General features: G+C 71.7%; 22 protein-coding genes and 1 pseudogene. 7 read left to right on the forward strand and 16 right to left on the reverse strand.

Annotation, left to right across the window (positions count from 1 at the left end):
• Window positions 1-52 precede the first annotated feature (52 nt).
• Together Pme01_RS18745 and Pme01_RS18750 are read right to left on the reverse strand one after the other, a co-directional pair.
• Window positions 53-1,540, reverse strand: a complete 1,488-nt coding sequence (locus Pme01_RS18745) for an ammonium transporter (protein ID WP_203935731.1) — start codon at window positions 1,538-1,540, stop codon at window positions 53-55.
• Window positions 1,541-1,702: 162 nt separating this feature from the next.
• Entirely contained in the window at window positions 1,703-3,346 is a 1,644-nt protein-coding gene (locus Pme01_RS18750; RefSeq protein WP_168116244.1) for an FAD-dependent oxidoreductase, read from the reverse strand.
• 426 nt (window positions 3,347-3,772) lie between these two features.
• Here Pme01_RS18750 and Pme01_RS18755 point away from each other — a divergent pair, with 426 nt between their 5' ends.
• Together Pme01_RS18755 and Pme01_RS18760 are read left to right on the forward strand one after the other, a co-directional pair.
• Complete coding sequence (locus Pme01_RS18755) at window positions 3,773-4,792, forward strand: S1C family serine protease (RefSeq protein ID WP_203935732.1); 1,020 nt, start codon at window positions 3,773-3,775, stop codon at window positions 4,790-4,792.
• Between the two features lie 79 nt (window positions 4,793-4,871).
• Window positions 4,872-5,696 (forward strand): hypothetical protein, encoded by an 825-nt coding sequence (locus Pme01_RS18760; protein WP_168116243.1) that lies wholly within the window; start codon window positions 4,872-4,874, stop codon window positions 5,694-5,696.
• Between the two features lie 60 nt (window positions 5,697-5,756).
• On the opposite strand, the gene Pme01_RS18765 is transcribed toward Pme01_RS18760, so the two are convergent.
• On the reverse strand, window positions 5,757-6,875 hold the full coding sequence (locus tag Pme01_RS18765; RefSeq protein ID WP_168116242.1) for a GuaB3 family IMP dehydrogenase-related protein: 1,119 nt from the start codon (window positions 6,873-6,875) through the stop codon (window positions 5,757-5,759).
• A 28-nt stretch (window positions 6,876-6,903) separates the two neighbouring features.
• Window positions 6,904-8,394: an IMP dehydrogenase gene (gene guaB / locus Pme01_RS18770; RefSeq protein ID WP_168116241.1), complete on the reverse strand. Its 1,491-nt coding sequence runs from the start codon at window positions 8,392-8,394 to the stop codon at window positions 6,904-6,906.
• A gap of 180 nt (window positions 8,395-8,574) precedes the next feature.
• Here guaB and Pme01_RS18775 point away from each other — a divergent pair, with 180 nt between their 5' ends.
• Window positions 8,575-8,967, forward strand: a complete 393-nt coding sequence (locus tag Pme01_RS18775) for a DUF5319 domain-containing protein (protein WP_168116240.1) — start codon at window positions 8,575-8,577, stop codon at window positions 8,965-8,967.
• A 97-nt stretch (window positions 8,968-9,064) separates the two neighbouring features.
• On the opposite strand, the gene Pme01_RS31095 is transcribed toward Pme01_RS18775, so the two are convergent.
• Window positions 9,065-9,835: a response regulator transcription factor gene (locus tag Pme01_RS31095; protein WP_168116239.1), complete on the reverse strand. Its 771-nt coding sequence runs from the start codon at window positions 9,833-9,835 to the stop codon at window positions 9,065-9,067.
• Window positions 9,836-10,008: 173 nt separating this feature from the next.
• Between Pme01_RS31095 and Pme01_RS18785 the strand changes: the two are divergent.
• Window positions 10,009-10,374, forward strand: a pseudogene (locus tag Pme01_RS18785) (WhiB family transcriptional regulator); the annotation flags it as partial.
• 268 nt (window positions 10,375-10,642) lie between these two features.
• Here the strand turns inward: Pme01_RS18785 and Pme01_RS18790 are convergent.
• The 3 genes from Pme01_RS18790 to groES all read right to left on the reverse strand — a co-directional run bounded on the left by Pme01_RS18790 (window position 10,643) and on the right by groES (window position 12,982).
• Window positions 10,643-10,816 carry a hypothetical protein gene (locus tag Pme01_RS18790; RefSeq protein WP_168116238.1) on the reverse strand — a complete coding sequence of 58 codons (174 nt, stop codon included), beginning with the start codon at window positions 10,814-10,816 and terminating at the stop codon, window positions 10,643-10,645.
• 136 nt (window positions 10,817-10,952) lie between these two features.
• A complete protein-coding gene (gene groL / locus Pme01_RS18795; RefSeq protein ID WP_168116237.1) occupies window positions 10,953-12,587 on the reverse strand; it encodes a chaperonin GroEL in 1,635 nt (544 codons plus the stop codon).
• A gap of 86 nt (window positions 12,588-12,673) precedes the next feature.
• A complete protein-coding gene (gene groES / locus Pme01_RS18800) occupies window positions 12,674-12,982 on the reverse strand; it encodes a co-chaperone GroES (RefSeq protein ID WP_505868950.1) in 309 nt (102 codons plus the stop codon).
• Window positions 12,983-13,332: 350 nt separating this feature from the next.
• On the opposite strand from groES, the gene Pme01_RS18805 reads away from it, so the two are divergent.
• Window positions 13,333-13,530: a DUF1918 domain-containing protein gene (locus Pme01_RS18805; RefSeq protein ID WP_168116235.1), complete on the forward strand. Its 198-nt coding sequence runs from the start codon at window positions 13,333-13,335 to the stop codon at window positions 13,528-13,530.
• A gap of 132 nt (window positions 13,531-13,662) precedes the next feature.
• Window positions 13,663-14,841 (forward strand): class I SAM-dependent methyltransferase, encoded by a 1,179-nt coding sequence (locus Pme01_RS18810; protein ID WP_168116234.1) that lies wholly within the window; start codon window positions 13,663-13,665, stop codon window positions 14,839-14,841.
• Here the strand turns inward: Pme01_RS18810 and Pme01_RS18815 are convergent.
• Entirely contained in the window at window positions 14,824-15,189 is a 366-nt protein-coding gene (locus Pme01_RS18815) for a hypothetical protein (protein WP_168116233.1), read from the reverse strand. The genes Pme01_RS18810 and Pme01_RS18815 overlap by 18 nt on opposite strands.
• Before the next feature lie 100 nt (window positions 15,190-15,289).
• Between Pme01_RS18815 and ybaK the strand changes: the two genes are divergently transcribed.
• Window positions 15,290-15,766: a Cys-tRNA(Pro) deacylase gene (gene ybaK, locus Pme01_RS18820; protein WP_168116232.1), complete on the forward strand. Its 477-nt coding sequence runs from the start codon at window positions 15,290-15,292 to the stop codon at window positions 15,764-15,766.
• A gap of 315 nt (window positions 15,767-16,081) precedes the next feature.
• On the opposite strand, the gene Pme01_RS18825 is transcribed toward ybaK, so the two are convergent.
• The 7 genes from Pme01_RS18825 to alr are packed head-to-tail and all read right to left on the reverse strand — an operon-like array spanning window position 16,082 to window position 21,211.
• A complete protein-coding gene (locus Pme01_RS18825; protein WP_168116328.1) occupies window positions 16,082-16,336 on the reverse strand; it encodes a hypothetical protein in 255 nt (84 codons plus the stop codon).
• Window positions 16,337-16,371: 35 nt separating this feature from the next.
• Window positions 16,372-17,418, reverse strand: a complete 1,047-nt coding sequence (gene tsaD, locus Pme01_RS18830) for a tRNA (adenosine(37)-N6)-threonylcarbamoyltransferase complex transferase subunit TsaD (RefSeq protein WP_168116231.1) — start codon at window positions 17,416-17,418, stop codon at window positions 16,372-16,374.
• A complete protein-coding gene (gene rimI, locus Pme01_RS18835) occupies window positions 17,415-17,858 on the reverse strand; it encodes a ribosomal protein S18-alanine N-acetyltransferase (protein WP_168116230.1) in 444 nt (147 codons plus the stop codon). The genes tsaD and rimI overlap by 4 nt, the downstream gene beginning before the upstream one ends.
• Entirely contained in the window at window positions 17,855-18,517 is a 663-nt protein-coding gene (gene tsaB / locus Pme01_RS18840; protein ID WP_168116229.1) for a tRNA (adenosine(37)-N6)-threonylcarbamoyltransferase complex dimerization subunit type 1 TsaB, read from the reverse strand. The genes rimI and tsaB overlap by 4 nt, the downstream gene beginning before the upstream one ends.
• Before the next feature lie 27 nt (window positions 18,518-18,544).
• Window positions 18,545-19,036: a tRNA (adenosine(37)-N6)-threonylcarbamoyltransferase complex ATPase subunit type 1 TsaE gene (gene tsaE / locus Pme01_RS18845; RefSeq protein ID WP_168116228.1), complete on the reverse strand. Its 492-nt coding sequence runs from the start codon at window positions 19,034-19,036 to the stop codon at window positions 18,545-18,547.
• Complete coding sequence (locus Pme01_RS18850; RefSeq protein WP_168116227.1) at window positions 19,033-20,091, reverse strand: alpha/beta fold hydrolase; 1,059 nt, start codon at window positions 20,089-20,091, stop codon at window positions 19,033-19,035. Before Pme01_RS18850 ends, tsaE begins: the two co-directional genes overlap by 4 nt.
• Complete coding sequence (gene alr / locus Pme01_RS18855; RefSeq protein ID WP_168116226.1) at window positions 20,084-21,211, reverse strand: alanine racemase; 1,128 nt, start codon at window positions 21,209-21,211, stop codon at window positions 20,084-20,086. Before alr ends, Pme01_RS18850 begins: the two co-directional genes overlap by 8 nt.
• Window positions 21,212-21,241: the final 30 nt, after the last annotated feature.

Here is a 21,241-nt window from a genome sequence, read left to right on the forward strand (position 1 = left end):
GGCTCAGCGGGCCCCCGCAAACGGTCCTGCCCGGTGAGCCTGCACACACCTCTCACGGCGGAGCGTGCTTCGCGGGCGGCGGCGGCGCCGGAGGGGCCGGCTCCGGCGGGGCCGGATCGGGCGGGGCCGGCGGGGCTGTCTGGGCCGGCGCAGGCGGAGCCGGCGGGGGCATCGCCGTGGGCGGCGCGGCCCACGGCGGCACGCTCGCGACCGGCTCGCCCGGGTACGCCTCCTCGTCGTGTACGCCCAGGTCACCGCTTTCGAGGACGTCGTCGGGCAGCCGCAACGCCATCACCCTTCCGAGTACCGAGAGAATCGCGAATGTCAGCAGCGCGTCCCACGCGATGACCGTCACCGCGGCGCCCGCCTGCAGCGCCAACTGGCGGGGGTGGCCGTACAGCGCACCGGCCGCGGCGACCGCGGTCGACCCGTCCGGCCGGAGGTACACCGCCATCGCGGGGTCGGCGAGCAGACCGACCAGCAGGCCGCCGGTCAGGCCCGCGACGCCGTGGGTGTGGAAGACCCCGAGCGTGTCGTCGACCCGGCGGAAGAGGCCCAGCCGGTTGAGCCTGTTCCAGGACAGCCAGACCACGACCGACGCGACGAGGCCGGTGACGAGCGCGCCCCAGCCGTTGACGAAGCCCGCGGCCGGGGTGATCGCCACCAGGCCCGTGATCATGCCGTTGACCGCGCCCAGGAAGGTGGGCTTGCGCTGCGGGCCGGCGGCCATGTCCAGCAGCAGCCAGGTCAGCAGCGCGACGGCGGCGGAGAGGTTGGTGTTGAGGACCGCCGCGGCCGCGTTCGCGCCGCCGAAGTACATGTCGCCGCCGTTGAAGCCGTTCCAACCCAGCCACAGGATGCCGGCGCCGGCGGCCACCATGGGCAGGTTGTTGGGCAGCGGTCGGGCCCGGTCGCCGGCCAGCCGGGGACCGATCACCGCGGCCGCGGTGAAGCCGGTGGTACCGGCGGCCAGGTGGATCACGTACCCGCCGCTGTAGTCGAGCGCGCCGGCGTGGGCCCACCAGCCGCCGCCCCACAGCAGGAACGCGTTGACCGAGTACACCAGGCCCGACCACAGCGGTACGAACACCAGCCACGCCCGGAAGCTCATCCGGCCCAGCACCGACCCCAGGAACAGCAGCGGGGTGATCGCGGCGAACGCGAAGTGGAAGTAGGCGAGCGTGGACTTCGGGTACCGGAAGTCGGGCATCGCGCCGTCGAGCAGAGGGATGTGGGCCCTGCCCTGCATCGACCCGGGGTCGAGGATCGGGCGCGGTACGCCCACGACGTGGCCCAGCACGCCCGGTCCCAGCCGCAGCGGCCGCCCGAACGCCATGCTGAACTCGTAGAGGACCCACGCGACGAGCACCAGCGCGAACCCGGCGAACGCCATGAGCATCGTGTTGACGACCCACTTGCGCTGCACCAGGCCGCCGTACAGGAGCACCAGACCCGGGATGCTCATGAGGCCGACCAGGGTGGCGGCGATCAACTGCCAGGCGTTGTCGCCCGGACTGAGCCAGGCGGGATAGGGATCCACCGGTGCCCCCAGGGTGGATCGGTGGGACTCCCCTGAAGCCTGACTATCGGGTATTTCGGGCGAATTTCGTCCGAGTTACGAACCCTGGCATTCCTGGACACCCTGGGATTCCCGGACCCCGCGACCCCACGGCAAGCGCCGGGTGTCCGCCGGCCGCGAGGATTAGCGCAGCGCGGCCGGTGCGGCCGCCGGTACGGCCGGCTGCCGGGGTGCGACCGGCGCGACCGGCCGGTACTCCGATCCCAGCGGCGGCCGCGGGTCGGCCTCGCCCTTGTTGGGCCACATCGACATCGCCCGCTCGGCCTGGGCGGTGATCGTCAGCGAGGGGTTCACGCCGAGGTTCGCGCTCACCGCCGCACCGTCGACAACATGCAGCCCATCGTGGCCGAAGACGCGATGGTACGGATCGATCACCCCGTGCTCGGCGTCGGCGCCGATCGGCGAACCGCCCAGGATGTGCGCGGTCATCGGGATGTTGAACACCTCGCCCCAGGAGCCGCCGGCCACGCCGTCGATCTCCTCGGCGAGCAGTCGCGTCGCCTCGTTGCCGGCCGGGATCCAGGTCGGGTTGGGCGCGCCGTGGCCCTGCGTGGTGGTCAGCCGCTTGCGCCCCAGCCAGCCCCGCTTGTAGTGGGTCTGCAGCGAGTTGTCCAGCGACTGCATGACCAGCGCGATGACCGTCTTCTCCGACCACTTGCGCACCGACAGCGCCCGTAGGTGCTTGATCGGGCGCGTGAAGAACACCCGCCACCAGCGCAGCATCCGGTGCGGCCCGCCGTCGGTGAGCACGGTCTGCAGCAGCCCCATCGCGTTGGAGCCCTTGCCGTACCGGACCGGCTCGATGTGCGTACTCGCGTCGGGGTGGAACGAGCTGGTGATCGCGACGCCGTCGGTGTAGTCGGCGTCCGTCCGGAACGTCCGGGCGCCCAGGATCGCCTCGGAGTTGGTACGCGTCAGCGCACCCACCCGCGGCGACAGGTTCGGCAGCGCACCGGCCGCCTTCGAGCGGTGCAGCACCCGCTGGGTACCGAGCGCCCCGGCCGCGAAGATCACCTGGTCGGCCTCGAAGGTACGGCGCTTCCAGGACCGCCCGGTGCGGTGGGTGGTGATGACATAGCCCCCCTGCGCAGCCGGGCGCACCACGTCGACCGTGGTCAGCGGGTACACCTCGGCACCGCCCTGCTCGGCCAGGTACAGGTAGTTCTTGACCAGCGTGTTCTTGGCGTTGAACCGGCAGCCGGTCATGCAGGCGCCGCAGTGGATACAGCTGTTGCGGACCGGTCCGGCGCCGCCGAAGTACGGGTCGACGCCGGGCTGCCCGAAGTAGACGCCGACGGGGGTCGGGTGGAACGTGTCCTCCACGCCCATCCGCACGGCCACCCGCTTCATCGCCTCGTCGGCCCGCGTCATGCGGTTGTACGTGACCACCCCGAGCATCCGCTCGGCCTGGTCGTAGTGGGGGGCCAACTCCCGCTCCCAGTCGGTGATGCCGGCCCACTGGGGGTCGCGATAGAACGGCGGCAGCGGCCGGTACAGCGTGTTGGCGTAGACCAGCGAACCGCCGCCGACCCCGGCTCCGGAGAGGACGAGCACGTCGCGGAGCAGGTTGATGCGCTGGATGCCATAGCAGCCCAGCGCCGGGGCCCACAGGAACTGGCGCGAACGCCACGACGTCTTGGGGAACTCGTCGTCGGCGAAGCGGCGGCCGGCCTCCAGCACGGCGACCTTGTACCCCTTCTCGACCAGTCTCAACGCGGACACACTGCCGCCGAAGCCGGAGCCGATAATCACCACGTCGTAACGCATGCCACATAGTTACTCACGAGTCACTTTTATGGAAGACCCCGAGTTTTCCTGGTCACCGCCAAGATCCAGATAGTGGGATCCGGGACGGCTCGGGTCGATCGGTATATCGATGAACTCGTTGGTGTACAGTCGGCCGCGCTCGTCCGGCGGCGTCCATACGGGACGGTCGGTCCTCCCGACGGGGTGCCGCGCGAGCGCGTGCGATTGATCACACCTGGTCGGTACGGGGCCGGCCTCAAATGCCACGCACCGCCCATACCACCACTTCGGTCGATGCCGGGACCGCGAAGTAGGCCCGTATGGGTGAGCCGGGCTGCAGGCCACACCGGTACCGTGCTGCCTGCTCGCCGCTTTGCGCGTGGGCGCAGGCAGGGCCGCTTGTTGCACACCGGCCCGGATCGGGCCTTTCGCGGGGGGATGCGCAGGATGACGGGAGCACACGACCCGACTGGTGCCGAGGGCGGGCCGTCGCCGGCGCCCTCCCCGGCGGGCGCGCACCCGGCCCCGCCGGAACGCCCCGGTCCGTCGGCGCCGCACCTCGCGTACCCGCCGCCCGGCTACCCCTCGGGGCCCTACCCTGCCGCGCCACCGCTGAGCGCGCCGCCGTTCACCGCGCCGCCGCTGAGCGCGCCGCCATTCGCCGCCGCGGTACCCGCGACCGCCGCGCCCGCGCGTCGCGGTCCACTCGCGATCGTCGCGTTCGGACTGATCGTCCTGCTGCTGATCGTCGTCGCCGCCCAGACCTTCGTGCTGATCCGGCTCGACAACCGCCTCGACAGGACCGTCGCGTCGACGACGCGGGCCGACGGGAACAGCAACGGGCGGATCCGGGGGCTGGAAGGCCGGGTCGTCGAGCTCGAGCGGCAGGCCGGCAAGTCGCTCGACGCCGCCGCCGTCGCGGCGCAGGTCTCCCCCAGCGTGTTCCGGGTGATCGCCGGCGACTCCTCGGGTACGGCGTTCGCGATCGGGCGGGAACCCTCCGGCGGCGGCACCGACCTGCTGACGAACTTCCACGTGGTGGAGAGCCTCTACAACAGCGGCGGTCGCGACGTGGCGCTCGAGCGCGACAACAAGCGGTACTCCGCGAAGATCGTCAAGGTGGGCGACGGCGGCAAGGACATCGCGCTGCTGCACACCACCGAGAAGTTCTCGCGGCTGCAGCCGTCGAAGGCCACCATCGCGTCCGGGCAGCCCGTCGTCGTGATCGGGGCCCCGCTCGGCCTCGAGGACACCGTCACCACCGGCGTGGTCAGCGCACTGCGTACCACCGCCGACGGTCCGGTCATCCAGTTCTCTGCGCCGATCAACCCGGGCAACTCCGGCGGCCCGGTCGTCGACGCGCAGAAGCAGGTCGTCGGGATCGCCACGGCGAAGGCGAGCAGGGCCGAGGGCATCGGCCTGGCCATCCCGATCTCCATCGCCTGCGACACGTTCGCCGTCTGCTGACGCGCGCCGCACGTACCCCACCCGCTCCGCTCATCTGCAAACCCCGGTGGACCACCCCCGGCGGGATCCTGGAGGACGAATGACACACCCCGACGGCACTCCGGACGCGGAGCGCCAGCCCAACCCCGGCAGCACGGCCGACGCCACGGTGGCGTTCCCCGAACAGGGTGGCGCTCAGCCGGCCACCCAGGGCCAGTACGGCTGGGTCCCTGCCCAGCCCGCGCCGGCTCAGCCCGCGGCCGCGCCGGCACCCACGGCCACGCCGACGATCGCGGTGCCGGCCCAGCCCGCGGCGCCCGACTCGCCGCTGTACCAGCCCACGGTGGCCGAGCCGACGTACCAGCCCACGGCCGCCGAGACACCGCTGTACCAGCCGTTCTCGGCGCCGCCGGTCTCCGGTACCCCGTACGGGCAGTCGGCGCCCGCCTGGGGGCAGCAGCCCTACCCGACCGGGCCCGCGTTCACCCCGCCGCTGCCCGGCTCCACCACGCCCAGGGCCAAGCGCGGCCCGCTGGTACCGATCCTCGCGGTGCTGTCGGCCGTGCTGTTCCTGAGCACCGCCGGCCTGGGGGTCCTGTTCGCCGTCGAGCACGGCGCGAAGAGCCGGACCGAGAAGACGCTCAGCCAGCGGACCTCGACGCTGGCCGCCAAGAGCTCCGAGCTGGACCGGACCCGCTCCGACCTCCAGCGGGCCAACGACGAGCTGAGCCGGGCCAAGACGGACCTGAGCGGCTCGAAGAACCAGGCCGACGAGCTGAAGCGCCAGAAGGCCGTCATCTCGAAGTGCTTCACCCTGCTGGGCGAGCTGGGACAGGCCGCAGAAGCGGGCGACCGGGCGACCGTGACCAAGAAGCAGGCCGAGGTCCAGACCGCCTGCCGCGAGGCCGACCGGTACCTCGAGTAGCCCGAGAAACGCGAGAGGGGGTACCCGCCGTGGCGGGTACCCCCTCTTTCGTCCGCAGATCTAGCGGTCGAGGACCAGGCCGACCTTCTGGAACTCCTTGAGGTCGCGGTACCCGCACTTGGCCATCGCCCGGCGCAGGCCGCCGAACAGGTTGAGCACACCCTCGGGGTCGTCGGACGGACCGAACAGCACCCGCTCCAGGCTCCCCATCGGCTCCTCCGCGCCGCCGAACGAACCGCGCGGCAGCTTCGGGTGGCTGGCGGCCGAAACCCACCAGGCCCCACCGGCCGGCGCGTTCTCCGAGCGGGTCAGCGGCTCGCCGAGCATCACCGCGTCGGCACCGCAGCCGATCGCCCGCGCGATGTCACCGGAGGTCGTGATGTCACCGTCGGCGATGATGTGCACGTACCGGCCGCCGGTCTCGTCCAGGTAGTCCCGGCGTGCCGCGGCCGCGTCGGCGATCGCGCTCGCCATCGGCACCCGGATGCCGAGCACCCGGTCGGTGGTGGACCACTGGTCCCCGCCGATACCGACGATGACCCCCGCCGCGCCGGTCCGCATGAGGTGCAGCGCGGTCTGGTAGTTGGTGCACCCGCCGACGACGACCGGCAGGTCCAGGTCGGCGATGAACTCCTTGAGGTTGAGCGGCTCGTCGACAGTCGACACGTGCTCGGCCGAGACCAGCGTGCCCTGGATGACCAGGATGTCCACGCCGGCGTCGAGGATCACCGGGGCGAGCGCGAGCGTGTGCTGCGGCGACACGCGTACCGCGACCGTCACGCCGCCGTCGCGGATCTGCTTGACCCGCTCGACGATCAGCTCCGGCTTGATCGGCGCGGAGTACACCTCCTGCAGGCGCCGCGTCGTGGGCTCGTCCCCCTTCAGCCCGGCCAGCTCCTCGAGGACCCGGGTCGGGTCCTCGTAGCGGCACCAGAGCCCCTCCACATTGAGCACGCCGAGGCCGCCGAGGCGGCCGAGCGCGACCGTGGTGGCCGGGCTCATCGTCGCGTCGGACGGGTGCGCCACGCACGGGATTTTGAATTGGTACGCGTCGAGCTGCCACGACGTCGAGACGTCGTCGACGTCCCGGGTACGCCGGGTGGGCACGAGGGCAATGTCGTCGAGGTGGTACCCCCGCTGTGCGGTCTTGCCCAGACCGATCTCGACCGAGTCACGCACTGTGGACTCCAAGTTATGCGCAGAAATGTCAGCGGGAATGGTAGTTGGGAGCCTCGACGGTCATCTGGATGTCGTGCGGGTGGCTCTCCTTGAGTCCCGCCGCGGTGATCCGGATGAGTTCGCCACGCTCGTGCATGGTGGGGATGGTGGTCGCGCCCACGTAGCCCATGGCGGCCCGCAGACCACCCACGAGCTGCTGGGAGACGGCCGACAACAGGCCACGGTACGGCACCTGGCCCTCGATGCCCTCCGGTACGAGCTTGTCGTCGGAGAGCACGTCGTCCTGGAAGTAGCGGTCCTTGGAGTACGACCGGGCCTGTCCCCGCGACTGCATCGCGCCGAGCGAGCCCATGCCCCGGTAGGACTTGTACTGCTTGCCGTTGATGAAGATCAGGTCGCCGGGGCTCTCCTCGCAGCCGGCCAGCAGGCTGCCCAGCATCACGGTGTCGGCGCCGGCCACGATCGCCTTGGCGATGTCCCCGGAGTACTGCATCCCGCCGTCACCGATGACCGGTACGCCGAGCGGGCGGCAGGCCCGGGCGGCCTCCATGATCGCGGTGACCTGCGGAACACCGACACCGGCGACCACCCTGGTGGTACAGATCGAGCCCGGCCCGACGCCGACCTTCACCGCGTCGGCACCCGCCTCGGCCAGGGCCTTGGCACCGGCGTACGTCGCGACGTTGCCGCCGACGATGTCGACGGCGGGCGCCTCCCGCTTGAGGCGGGCGACCATCTCCAGTACCTGCCGGTTGTGGCCGTGGGCGGTGTCGACCATGAGCACGTCGACGCAGGCCTCGATCAGGGTGCGGGCGCGCTTGTACGACTCCTCGCCGACGCCGACGGCCGCGGCGACCCGCAGCCGGCCCGCCTCGTCCTTGGTCGCGTTCGGGAACTGCTCGCTCTTGGTGAAGTCCTTCACCGTGATCAGCCCGCGCAGCGTGCCGGTCTCGTCGACGATCGGCAGCTTCTCCACCTTGTGCTGGCGGAGCAGCCCGAGAGCGGTCGGCTTGTCCACCCCGACCGGGGCGGTGACCAGTGGCATCTTGGTCATGACGTCGCGGACCAGCGCGGTCTTGTCGGTGACGAAGCGCATGTCACGGTTGGTGACGATGCCGACCAGCGCGCCGTCGGTGTCGGTCACCGGTACGCCGGAGATGCGGTAGCGCCCGCACAGCGCGTCCACGTCGCCGATCGTGTCCTCGGGCGAGCAGGTGATCGGGTTGGTGACCATGCCCGCCTCGGAGCGCTTCACGAGGTCGACCTGTTGGGCCTGGTCCTCGATCGCGAGGTTGCGGTGCAGCACACCGATACCACCCTGGCGCGCCATGGCGATCGCCATCCGGGCCTCGGTGACCGTGTCCATCGCGCTGGAGACCAGCGGGATGTGAAGTCGGACATTTCGGGTCAACCGGCTCGAAGTATCGACCTCGCTCGGCACGACGTCGGACTCGGCCGGCAGTAGCAGAACGTCATCGAATGTCAACCCGAGCGGCAACGAACGGCTGTCTAGATCCATGGAGTGATTTCCCAGCTCTCGGTCGGCAGGCGGGTGCATTTATCGTACCCACCGGGCCACCGGCGTCCTGGCGGCGCGTTGCGGTTGGGCCCGCCTCGGCTGCGCTTCCGCGGGGTAAGCCGATCCAGCGAACCTGTGCGGGGGCCGGCACGCGGCCTTGTTCGGGGCTACGGTGAAAGGGTGCAGGACGAGCCCATCGACCCGTTCGCCGGCGACCCCGGCGATCCCAGTGCCGACCTCGACGCGAACGAAGACGGCGAGCCGTTGACCGAGGCGGAACGGCAGGACGTACTGGAGGACCTTGCTGATCTGGAGATCTACCAGGCACTGCTGACCCCGATCGGCGTCCGGGGGCTCGTCATCGAGTGCGAGGACTGCCACGAGCCGCACTACTTCGACTGGGACCTGCTGCGCGCCAACCTTCGTCACCTGCTGACCTCGGGCCGACCCAGGGTGCACGAGCCCGCGTACGACCCCGATCCGGATCACTACGTCACCTGGGAGTACGCCCGCGGCTACGCGGACGGCGTACACGACGCGCTGGCCGACGCCACCGACGACGGCGAGCGCTGACATAGAGCGTTGACGGCGCGCCGGCGGGCCGGTGCCGCTGGAGCGCGCCGTTTAACGGGAGCCGTCGCGGGGTAACGCCCCCGCATGTCAGGACCCGTTAGCTCACCAGGCCGGCGCGGAACGCCGAGGCGACGGCATGAGCCCGGTCGCGCGCGCCCAACTTTCGGAACAGCCGGCGTGCGTGGGTCTTGACGGTGTCCTCCGAGACATACAGGTCCCGGCCGATCTCGGCGTTGCTCTTCCCCTCCGCCATGCCGCGCAGCACCTGCAGCTCACGCTCGGTCAGATCGACCCGCCGGCGGGGTGGCTCGGCCACCGCGTCACCGCGCTGGTGGGGCACCGCCGTCGCGGTACGCAGCGGCATCGCCGCCCCGTTCCCGTCAGCTCCGGGCAGCCCCCTGCCGGGTCCCGCGTTCGACCCGGCGCCGTTCATCGCCACCGGCCGGCTACCGGGGCCGCCGTTCAGCCCGTTGGCGGCCGTCGGCCGCTGGCTGACGGACGGCTGCGTCAGCAGCAACAGCACCGCCTTCGTAACCAACGTCACAGCGTCGGTGTGGTCGGCCCGGATCACCCCCCGGGCGCCGGCCGCGATCGCCGCGGCCGCGTTGCGCGGCTCCTCGATGCCGAAGAAGACGATCGTCGCGCCCGGCGCGGCCAGCAGCGCCCGTCGGGTGAAATCGGCGCTGTCCGGGCGCGCCACCGCCGTATCGACCAGCACAAGCTCCGCGGGCTCCGCGGCGAGCTGTGACACGGCCTCGGTGGCGTTCAAAGCGGTACGAACCGCCGAGCCGACGCCGAGTCTCGACGCCGACGCTCCAATCGCTTGGGCGGCCAAAGGTGTCTTCACACAGACCAGGACCGTACGCAACGTCTCTCCCCTCTCCTTTGAGGGGACCACATATGTGGGCAAATCAGTTCTGCTTTCCCCGGAATCGCCCCTCGCCCCGTACAACGGCGGCAGAGAGCAGAACGCAACGGGGTGGTTTGCAACCCGCGTTTTCGGCAAGTCATCTCAACCGCATGTACGGAAGGAGGGTGCGCATGACGAACGTCGCTCGGCTGCCCGGTCCCATCGCCGATATATGGGATTGGCAGCGCATGGGACTGTGCCGTGGCCGGGACAGCGCCCAGTTCTTCCACCCCGACGGTGAGAGGGGTGCGTCCCGGGGACGCCGGGAGGCTGCCGCGAAGCAGTTGTGCCGCGGCTGCCCGGTACGCGCCGAGTGTGCAGCGCACGCTCTGGCGACCCGCGAACCGTACGGCGTTTGGGGTGGCTTCACCGAGGCCGAACGGCTTCGGCTGCTCGCGACTGGGTGGGAGGACGCGGCCGATCGCCAGCAGGCCCGCGTCGACATAGGCCGACTGGAGGCCCGTCTCGGGCTGCGACCGCCGGCACAGCGGCCGGTCGTACCGGTACCGCCGCCGGCCCGACGGCCGGCCAACAGCCGTGGTCACGGGCCGTCGCGTGACCAGGTCCCGATGCGTGCTCAGCCAGCGGGACGTGGTCAGGCGCCGGGACATGACCAGGCGCCGGGCCGGGGAACGGTGCCCGGACACGCGCCGATACCGGGCCGGGCTCAGCCCCGGCACGTACCCGGCCGGGGTCAGCCGCCCGGTGGTCGTCAGCCCTCGCAGCTACCGCCGCGGACGGTGTTGCCGGTGCCGCGGCCGGGGCTCACACCCCGTCCGGCAGTCGCTCGCTGACGCCCGGCCGGGCGCGCGCTTCAGCTCGCTCCGACTCGTCGATCCAGGAGAAGTGGTAGCCGACATGCCCGATGTCGGGCGCCACTCCTCCTGGATCGGCGGGCCGGGCGGGGTCGACGGGCCGGACACGGTCGACGCGGGACACGGCTCAGGTCACCGTCACGTCGACGTGGTGCCAGCCGGTCGCGCCGTCCGGTTCGGGCGGCCGGCAACGCGGGCGTTTTGACGAGCATGGCCGGCCCGCCCCGAGGGGCGGGCCGGCCGCTGTAATCACCGACCGGTCAGAACCCGGGACCGTGCTGGTGTCCGTGACCGTGGCCCCCGGCCGCCGCCGGCTCGGGCGCGGCGGGCTTCTCCACCACGAGGCTCTCGGTCGTGAGCAGCAGACCCGCGATCGAGGCGGCGTTCGCCACCGCGCTGCGGGTCACCTTCACCGGGTCGACGATGCCGGCCTTGACCAGGTCGACGTACTCGCCCTTCGCGGCGTCGAAGCCGTGGCCCCAGTCCGCGGCGCGTACCCGCTCGACCACGACGTACCCGTCGACGCCGGCGTTCTGGGCGATCCACCGCAGCGGCTCGGCCAGCGCGCGGCGCACGATCTGCACGCCGGCCGCCTCGTCACCGGTCCGGTCGAGGTTGCCGTCCAGCACACCGGTGACCTGTACCAGCGCGGCGCCGCCACCGGGGACGATGCCCTCCTCCACGGCGGCCCTGGTCGCGGAGATCGCGTCCTCGATGCGGTGCTTGCGCTCCTTGAGCTCCACCTCGGTGGCCGCGCCGACCTTGATGACCGCGACGCCGCCGGCGAGCTTCGCGAGTCGCTCGTTCAGCTTCTCGCGGTCCCAGTCGGAGTCGCTCGCCTCGATCTCCTTGCGGAGCTGCTCGACCCGCGCCTGGATGTCGGCGGCGCTGCCGGCACCGTCCACGATCGTCGTGTTGTTGTTGGTGACGACCACGCGGCGGGCCTGGCCGAGCTGCTCCACGCCGATCGAGTCGAGCTTGTACCCGAGTTCGGGCGCGACCAGCTCGCCGCCGGTGAGGATGGCGATGTCCTGCAGCATGGCCTTGCGGCGGTCACCGAACGCCGGCGCCTTGACCGCGACCACCTTGAGGGTCTTGCGGATGGAGTTCACGACCAGGGTCGACAGCGCCTGACCCTCGACATCCTCGGCGATGATCAGCAGCGGCTTGCTGGTCTGGAGGACCTTCTCCAGCAGCGGCAGCAGCTCCTCGATCGCGCTGATCTTCTGGGTCGTGATCAGGATGTACGGGTCTTCGAGGACGGCCTCGCCGGCTTCCGGGTCGGTCTGGAAGTAGGGCGAGATGTAGCCCTTGTCGAACTGCATGCCCTCGGTGACCTCGAGCTCGGTCGCGAGCGTCGAGCCCTCCTCGACCGTGATGACGCCGGTACGGCCGACCTTCTCCATGGCCTCGGCGATCAGGTCGCCGATCGTCGGGTCCTGCGCGGAGATCGTGGCCACCTGGGCGATCTCGTCGCGGCTCGCGACCTCGGCGGCCTTGCCGCGCAGCGCCTCGCCGACGGCGCCGGCCGCCGCGTCGATACCCCGCTTGAGAGCGATCGGGTTGATCCCGGCGGCCACGGCGCGCAGGCCCTCGCGGACCATCGCCTGGGCGAGGACGGTCGCGGTGGTGGTGCCGTCACCCGCGACGTCGTTGGTCTTGGAGGCGACCTCCTTGACCAGCTGTGCGCCGAGGTTCTGGTACGGGTTGGCGAGCTCGACCTCTTTGGCGATCGTCACGCCGTCGTTGGTGATGGTGGGTGTGCCGAACTTCTGCTCAAGGACGACGTTGCGCCCCCTGGGGCCGAGCGTGACCTTGACCGTGTCGGCCAGCGCGTTGACGCCGTGCTCGAGCTGGTGCCGGGCGTCGTCCGCGAAGCTCAGGATCTTCGCCATATGTGGGGTTCCCTTCACGAGCCACCGCCCCGGTGCCGTGCGCGGTCAGCGTCGGCTCCGGGGCGGTGTCCACGGGTGTTAGTGCGTCACTTCTCGATGACAGCGAGGACGTCCCGGGCGGAGAGCACGAGGTACTCCTCGCCGCCCCACTTGACCTCGGTGCCTCCGTACTTGGAGTAGATCACCGTGTCGCCGACCTTCACGTCGACCGGGATCCGGTTGCCCTTGTCGTCGAAACGACCCGGGCCCACAGCGAGGACCGTGCCCTCCTGCGGCTTCTCCTTCGCGGTGTCGGGGATGACGATGCCCGACGCCGTGGTGGTCTCGGCCTCATTCGCCTGGACCAGGATGCGGTCCTCGAGCGGCTTGATCGCAACCTTCGTCGCGGTAGTCACGGGCATACCCTCCTGGGGTATTGAGTTCGTGTCTCGTGCCGCCTGGCGCTTCCGTCGTCGCGGGTGCCGGAAACCCCGGGCTAAGCAGCTGTGTAACTAGCACCCTCACACCGAGAGTGCTAACCGGAGGTTATTCCCCGAGCTAGCACTCCGTCAAGGAGAGTGCCAACGAACCGCTGCCCGGACGGATGTCCCCACGTGGAGGTTACTTAACCATCACCGAGAGTACTGGCCGATGACGGACTTTGTTATCCGGTGCAAGTACGCCGACCCCGGGTAGGGCATCTTCCGCCACGCTCCCGAATAGGACATCGTCGGAGGGAGCCGTCCACAGACGAGGAGGCGATTTTATGCGGGCAACCGTCGGTGACCGACTGCACGTCCACGGGCGTACGGTCGGCGACAGGGACCGGTTCGGGGAAATCATCGAAGTGCGAGGCAGGGACGGCTCTCCGCCGTACCTGGTGCGCTTCCCGGACGGACACGAGAACCTGCTCTACCCCGGTCCGGACTGCGTGGTCGAAACCCGCGAGAACGAGAACGCCTGAGCCGGGGCTCGACACGGCACCGGGCGGTCCGGCCGACCATCGCGGTCGGACCGCCCGGCGTCAACAGCCGAACGACACGACAAGCGACCGGCCGAGCGGCGCGGCCCCCGTGCCCGGCTCCACAATGGCGCGGTGGACTCCGATCAGTTGGCCGCCCTGCTCACCCCCGACGGCGCCGAGGCGCTCCGGGCGGCCATGGAGGTGGCCGACCGCGACCCGCTGGCCGCGTCGTCGGCGCTGCGCTCCCGGTCGATCCCGCCCGAACTGGCCGCCACCGCGCTGACCCAGGCGGTGCTGCGGCGCCGGGCCACCACCAAGTTCGGCGCCGATGCGTCGGCCCTGTACTTCACTCGCGCCGGCCTGGAGCAGGCCACCCGCTCCGAAGTGGCCGCCCGCCGCGCCGCCCGGCTGGCGGCGTCCGGTGCCCGTACGGTCGCCGACCTCGGCTGCGGTATCGGCGCCGACACGATCGCGTTCGCCCGGGCCGGGCTGCGGGTCCTCGCCGTCGACGCCGACCCGGTGACCGCCGCGGTCGCCGCCGCCAACGTGGCCGCGCTGGGGCTGGCCGAGCGGGTGACCGTGGCCGCGCGCACCGCCGAGGAGGTCGCGCTGGACGACGTGGACGCCGTCTTCTGCGACCCGGCCCGGCGTACCACCGCCGGCCGGCGGGTGTTCGACCCGACCGCCTTCTCGCCGCCGTGGGACTTCGTCATCGGGCTCACCGAGCGGGTACCGCGCACGGTGCTCAAGCTTGCGCCCGGCATCGACCACGCGCTCGTACCGGGCGGCGCGGAGGCCGAGTGGGTCTCCGTACGGGGTGACGTCGTCGAGGCCGCGTTCTGGTGCGGTCCGCTGGCCCGGGTTCCGCGCCGGGCCACCCTGCTGCGCGACGGCGAGGTACACGAGCTGACCGGCAGCGGCGAGGAGCGGGCACCGGTCGGTCCGGTGCGGCGCTACCTGTACGACCCGGACGGCGCCGTGGTCCGCGCCCACCTCGTCGCGGAGTTCGCCGCGACCGTGGACGGCACGCTCGCCGACCCCGAGATCGCCTACGTCTACGCCGACAGTCCACTGCCCACCCCGTACGGGCGGTGCCTGGAGGTGTTGGAGGTGCTGCCGTTCTCGCTGAAGCGGCTGCGGTCGGCGCTGCGTACCCGAGGAGTCGGCGCGGTCACGATCGCCAAGCGCGGCTCCGCCGTCGACGTCGAACGGCTGCGCCGCGACCTGCGGCTGTCCGGGGACGCGGAGCTGACCGTCGTGCTCACCCGCGTCGCCGGGGCGCAGACCGCGCTGCTATGCGCCCCGGTGTGAGCCCTGGTGGTGGCGGATCCGGTCGTGCACCTCCCGCCACGCGCCGCAGCCGGCCACCCGCAGCGTGTGCGCCCGCCACGAACGCGGCTCCGGCCGCTGCCCGGTCGCGGCCGGGCGGTGGGTGATCGCCGGCCCCACCGGGGCCAAGGCCGGTCGACCGGAGGGCGCGCTCACCGGCGCGACCGCCGGCCGGCCGGGAGCGGTCGCGATCACGGCCGGCCGGCTACAGCGCGAGTCGGTCCGGTGCACGGTCTCCTTCGCCCAGGCCCGCACCCCGACCAGGAGTAGCGCCGTCGCGGCGACAACGCAGGAAAGCGCCAACGCGTACAGCCGGCGGCTCCGCGTCATGACCAACACCTCCATCGTCGGCCTCACGATAGAAGATCCCGTCGATGTCGACCGTCCCGGGCGGTCAACCGGCCCGGCCGACCCCGGTACCCTGCATTGCGTGGCAGGGCAGGGCACGCCGGCGACCGTACTGCTCGGCCGGCAGAAGGTCGCGCATCAGGTGCACTCGTACCGACATGACCCCCGTAGCGAATCGTATGGCGCGGAGGCCGCCTCTGCTCTCGGCGTGGAGCCGGCGCGGTGCTTCAAGACGCTGGTGGTTACCGTAGACGGCGACCTGACCGTCGCGGTCGTACCGGTGACCGGCTCGCTGGACCTCAAGGCGCTCGCCTCCGCCACCGGCGGTAAGCGCGCCGCCATGGCGGACCCGGCGCTGGCCGAGCGGACGACCGGGTACGTGCGCGGCGGCATCAGCCCGCTCGGTCAGCGCAAGCGGCTGCCCACCGTGGTCGACGCCTCGGCACTGGAGCACGAAACGGTGTACGTGTCAGCCGGCCGCCGCGGGCTGGAGATCGAACTCGCCCCGGCCGAGCTGGTGAGGCTCACCGGCGCCGCCGTGGCGCCCATAGCAGGCTGATCGGGCGAAACACTGCCGTGAGTTCACGTGGTGTCACTGTCTTCTACCACTACTGTCACCTCGAGTTAACCCGGCGACCCTACGTTTCACCTGCCAGAAGGCGTTAACCAAGGAGATCCGATGGCCGAGGTAGTTTCCGCGATCGCGGTGCAGGTCGTCAGCGCCCTGCTCATCTCTCTCATCGCAGCCGCCGCCAAGCGGCTCGTGGGGCAGACCGCCGCCGCCTGACCGTACCGCTCAGCACGATACGCACCACAGACGACGGGTAGATCCGCGCCGCCACCAGGCGGCGCGCCAGCCGTCAGCCGCCTTTCTTCAGCGGTCGACCGGCGTGAAGTCCCAGGAGTGGGCCTTCCGGGCGACGAGATGACCCGGCGGCTCGGGTAGCGCCGCCGGCGTGTTGCGCCACTTCGAGATCATCACGATCCGGCCGTCGGTCGACGAGAACACCTCGGTACCGACGTGCATCGGGTGCGCCTCGAACTCGGGGACGGCCGCCTCGCACACCCAAGACAGCAGGTCGTCGAACCCCTCCGGGTGGGCACGTACCTCCCACATCCGTACGATCACCGCGCTCCCCTCCCCGTCACCGGAACGCCCGGACATTATCCGGTCACCACCGTCAGCGGCATCGCGGAGTCGGCGGGCAGATCCAGCGAGCTCGGCTGGGCACCGGCCGCGACGAGGTGGGAGCCGAGCGCCGCGACCATCGCACCGTTGTCGGTGCACAGCTTCGGCCTCGGTACCCGTACCGTGATCCCGTATTTGGCGGCGCGCTGCTCGGCGACCACGCGCAGCCGCGAGTTGGCCGCCACCCCGCCGCCGATCACGAGCGTCTCCACCCCGGAGGTGCGGCAGGCATCGACCGCCTTGGCCGCGAGCACGTCGCAGACCGCCTCCTGGAAGCTGGCCGCGACGTCGTTCACGGGTACCGGCTCCCCGGCCCGCTGCCGGGCCTCCACCCAGCGCGCGACGGCCGTCTTCAGCCCGGAGAACGAGAAGTCGAACCGGTGCCGCTCCAGATCCCGGGGACCGGTGAGGCCACGCGGGAAGCTGATGCTCGCCGGGTCGCCCTCCCGGGCCGCCCGGTCGATCGGCGGACCGCCGGGGAACGGCAGCCCGAGCAGCCGGGCGACCTTGTCGAACGCCTCCCCCGCCGCGTCGTCGATGGTGTTGCCCAACGGCGTGACGCCACTGGCCAGGTCGTCGACGAGCAGCAGGCTGGAGTGGCCGCCGGAGACCAGCAGCGCGACCGCCGGCTCGGGCAGCGGACCGTGCTCCAGGGTGTCGACGGCGACGTGCGCGGCGAGGTGGTTGACGCCGTAGAGCGGCTTGTCGGCGGCGACGGCGTACGCCTTGGCGGCCGCGACCCCGACCAGCAGCGCGCCGGCCAGGCCGGGCCCGGCGGTCACCGCGATCGCGTCCACGTCGGCGAGGGTGACGCCGGCGGTGTCCAGCGCCCGCTGCATGGTCGGCACCATCGCCTCCAGGTGGGCGCGGCTGGCGACCTCGGGGACGACCCCGCCGAACCGGGCGTGCTCGTCGACGCTGGACGCGATCGCGTCGGCGAGCAGCGTGTGCCCGCGCACGATCCCGACCCCGGTCTCGTCGCAGGAGGTCTCGATGCCGAGAACCAGTGGTTCGGATTTCATGTCGGCTCCTCGCGCAGCATGACCAATGCGTCGGTGTTGCTCGGCTGGTAGTAGCCCTTACGCACCCCGACGGGCTCGAACCCGTAGTCGGCGTACAGCTTCTGGGCCGCCACGTTGTCGACCGCGACCTCCAGCAGCACCCGGTGCGCCCCCCGCTCCCGCGCCCGCGTGAGCAGCGCCTCCAGCAGGACCCGGCCAACGCCCCGGCGCTGCGCGTCCCGGCGTACCGCGATGTTCTGCACCCACGCCTCGTCCGGTGGCGTGACCGCCAGCCCGGCGTAGCCGATGACCCCGTCACCGTCGGTCGCGACGAGGTAGTGGTGGCCCGAGGCCAGCTCGTTCCAGAACATGCTGGCCGTCCAGCGCTCCTCGCCGAACAGGTCCGCCTCGATCGGTAGCAGCTCGTCGATGTGCCACCAGCGCAGCCGCTCGATCTTCACTGGAGTACGGACTTCCGTTGCTGCCCGGGCAGCGTGGCGTCGGGGCGGCGAAGGTACAGCGGGGTGAGCGGCTCGCCCGGTGCCCGGTCGCGGACCCGGTCCGCGGCCAGCGCGGCGAGCGCCTCCGGCACCGGGTAGCGCGGTCCGTCCGCCGCCAGGCCGAGCTCGTACTTCTCGGCGCCCTCCCCGACCGCGCGCCGCGCGCCGGCCGCCGCCGCGCGGGCCGCGACCTCGTCGGGGCGGTCGACGGCCGGGCCGGTGATCCGCTCGCCGTCGGTGTAGACCGCCCAGTACAGCTCCTTGCGCCGGGCGTCGGTGGCGGCCAGCACCGTACCCGGCTGGCCCCAGCCCAGCGCGTCGAGCGAGCAGACGCCGTAGGTCGGGATGCCCAGGCTGTGGCCGAGGGCGGCCGCGGTGACGAGACCGACCCGCAGTCCGGTGAAGGGTCCGGGCCCGAGCCCGGCGACGACCGCCGCCAGTTCGCCCGGCTTGACGCCGGCATCGGCGAGCACGCCCTGGATCGCGGGCGCGAGCAGCTCGCCGTGGGCGCGCGCGTCGACGCTCACCCGGAGCGTCAGGATCTCGACGTCGTCCCGCCGCACCGCGGCGACCGCCGCCGTGACGGCGGGGGTCGCGGAGTCAAGCACCACTACCAGCACGCAGCAACCCTAGTCCGCACCGTGGAGTCAGCGAGCAGCCACCGTCGGGAAGGCGGCCAGCCGGGCCGGCCAGTCGCCGCCGTGCGCCACCAGGTCCACCACCCGTGACTCGTCGTCCCGGCGGTCGATGCGGACCTCCAGGTACGCGTCGACCAACTGCTCGACGAGCCCCTCGCCCCACTCGACCACGGTGACCGCGTCGTCCACCGTCGCGTCCAGGTCAAGATCGTCGACCTCGGCGCGCGGGTCGGGGACGGCGCCCAGCCGGTACGCGTCGACGTGCACCAGCGGCACCCGCCCACCGCGCGCCGGATCGGCCCGGTGCACCCGGGCGATGACGAAGGTCGGGGAGGTGATGTCGCCCCGGACGCCCAGGCCGGCACCGATTCCCTGCACCAGTACGGTCTTGCCGGCGCCCAGCGGCCCGGTCAGCACCACGAGGTCACCGGCGCGCAGCAACCGGGCCAGGCTCTGCCCGTACTCACGCGTGTCCTCGACTCCTGCCAACGCGACTGTCATGCCACCCTCTGCAGAAACGACCCGATTGCCGCGTTGACCTCGTCGGCGTGCTCCAGCAACACCACGTGCCCGCCGTTGGACACGACGACCATCTCGGCGTCGGGCAGCGCCTTGCAGATCTCCTGCGAGTGCGCCAGCGGCGTGAGCACGTCCACGTCGCCGCAGACGACGAGCACCGGCACCTCGCGCAACGCGGCGAGCGCGAGCAGCCGGGCGTGCGTATAGAGCGTACGCAGGTAGCGGGCGATCACCTCGGCGGAGGTCGCCGAGTTCATCGTCTCCACGTACGAGACCAGCGCCGGGCTCGGGCGCTGGGTGCCGAACCCGTATCGCCGGGTCAGCAGCCACGCCAGGTCGGTCCCGGCCCTGCGGGCCCGGTCGACCATCGCCACAGTGATCTTGCCGGCGTTGCGGACCAGCGGCATGAGCGGGTGCCGGAACCTGGCCACCACCTCCGGCAGCCCGAAGGTCACCTGGTCGAGGTTGCCGGCCGAGGTGGAGATCAGAACGACGCCGGCCACCCGCTCGGCGAACAGCCGGGGAGCCTGCTCTGCCAGAGCCATGATCGTCATGCCGCCCATCGAGTGGCCGACGAGCACGATCCGGCCGGTGGGCGCGGTCACCTCGATCACCGACGCCAGCCCGGCGGCGAGCGCCTCCAGGGTGTACTCCCCGTCCTTGAGCCGCCCCGACCGGCCGTGCCCCGGCTGGTCGTAGAAGACCATCCGGTACCTGCCCTCGAAGCCGCGCCGCTGGAAGTGGAACGTGCCCATGTCGAGGCAGAAACCGTGCACGAAGATCACGGTCAGGTCGTCCGGGCCGGTCTCGGACTTCAGTAGCTCCACGTGCAGGTCGATCCCGTCCGGGGTGACGACCGTCAGCTCGTCGTCGTGGGGCAGCTTGCCGAAGGGCTCGTCCGCGAAGGGATCCTCCTGCCGTTGCGTGCGGCGGACCAGCGCCCGCTCGGCGGCCACGCCGGCCGCGATGCCCGCGGCGGCCACCCCGACGATCGCTCCGAAGATCCCGGCGCGCCGCGCAGTCTTCGCTCTAGCCAACCGTGCCCCGCTCCCCGTCGTAGTGTCGCGGCACCCGGGCGCTGCCGAACCGCGTCACGATCTCGTAGTTGATGGTGCCGCACACCCGCGCCCAGTCGTCGGCGGTCGGCTCGCCGTCGTCGCCGGGGCCGAACAGGACCGCCGGATCCCCGGCGGTGACCGGATCGTCGCCGCAGTCGACGACGACCTGGTCCATGCAGACCCGGCCGGCGATGTGGCGCACCCGCCCGCCGATGGCGACCGGCCCGCCGCTGCTCGCCGCGCGGGGCACGCCGTCGGCGTACCCGAACGGAACGACGGCGAGGGTGGTCTCGGTGGGGGTGACGTAGGTGTGGCCGTACGAGACGCCCTGGCCGGCGGCGACCCGCTTGGCGATCATGACGCGGCCCCGCGCGGTCATGGCGGGCCGTAGCCCGAAGTCACGGTCCGGGATCGGGGACAGCCCGTACATCGCGATGCCGGCGCGGACGAGGTCGAAGTGCGCGTCCGGGCGGGTCAGGATGGCCGCGGAGTTGGCGATGTGGCGGACCCGGGGGGTGATCCCGTAGCGCTCCGCCACCGCCAGGGCGGTGTGGAAGTTCGCTAACTGAGCGTCGATCGAGGGGTGGCCCGGCTCGTCGGCGCAGGCGAAGTGGCTCCACACGCCGACCACCTCGACCGCGCCGTCGGCCTGCGCCTTGGCCGCCGACTCGACCAGCGAGGCCCAGTCCGCGGGCAGCGCGCCGCTGCGGCTCAGGCCGGTATCGATCTTGAGGTGCAGCCGGGCCGGGCGGCCCACCCGACGGGCCGCCGCGACCACCTCGGCCAGGCCGGACTGCGACGAGGCAGCCAGGTCGACATCGGCGGCCACCCCGTCGTGCAGGGGCTGGCCGGGGGCGAGTAACCAGGCGAGGACCGGCACGGTGATCCCCGCCGTCCGTAACTGGAGCGCTTCCCAGAGGGTGCATCCGCCGAGCCAGGTCGCCCCGGCCTCGATGGCGGCGCGGGCGACGGGCACCATGCCGTGCCCGTACCCGTCGCCCTTGACCACCGCCATCACGTCGGCAGCCGTGCCGCGCCTGATCAGGGCCAGGTTGTTCCGGACCGCATCAAGATCAACGCGTACCTCCGCCTGCCACATGCCGACCAGAGTAGCGACAGCCGCTGACAA

The organism is Planosporangium mesophilum (assembly GCF_016863255.1).
GTDB classification, from domain to species: domain Bacteria; phylum Actinomycetota; class Actinomycetes; order Mycobacteriales; family Micromonosporaceae; genus Planosporangium; species Planosporangium mesophilum.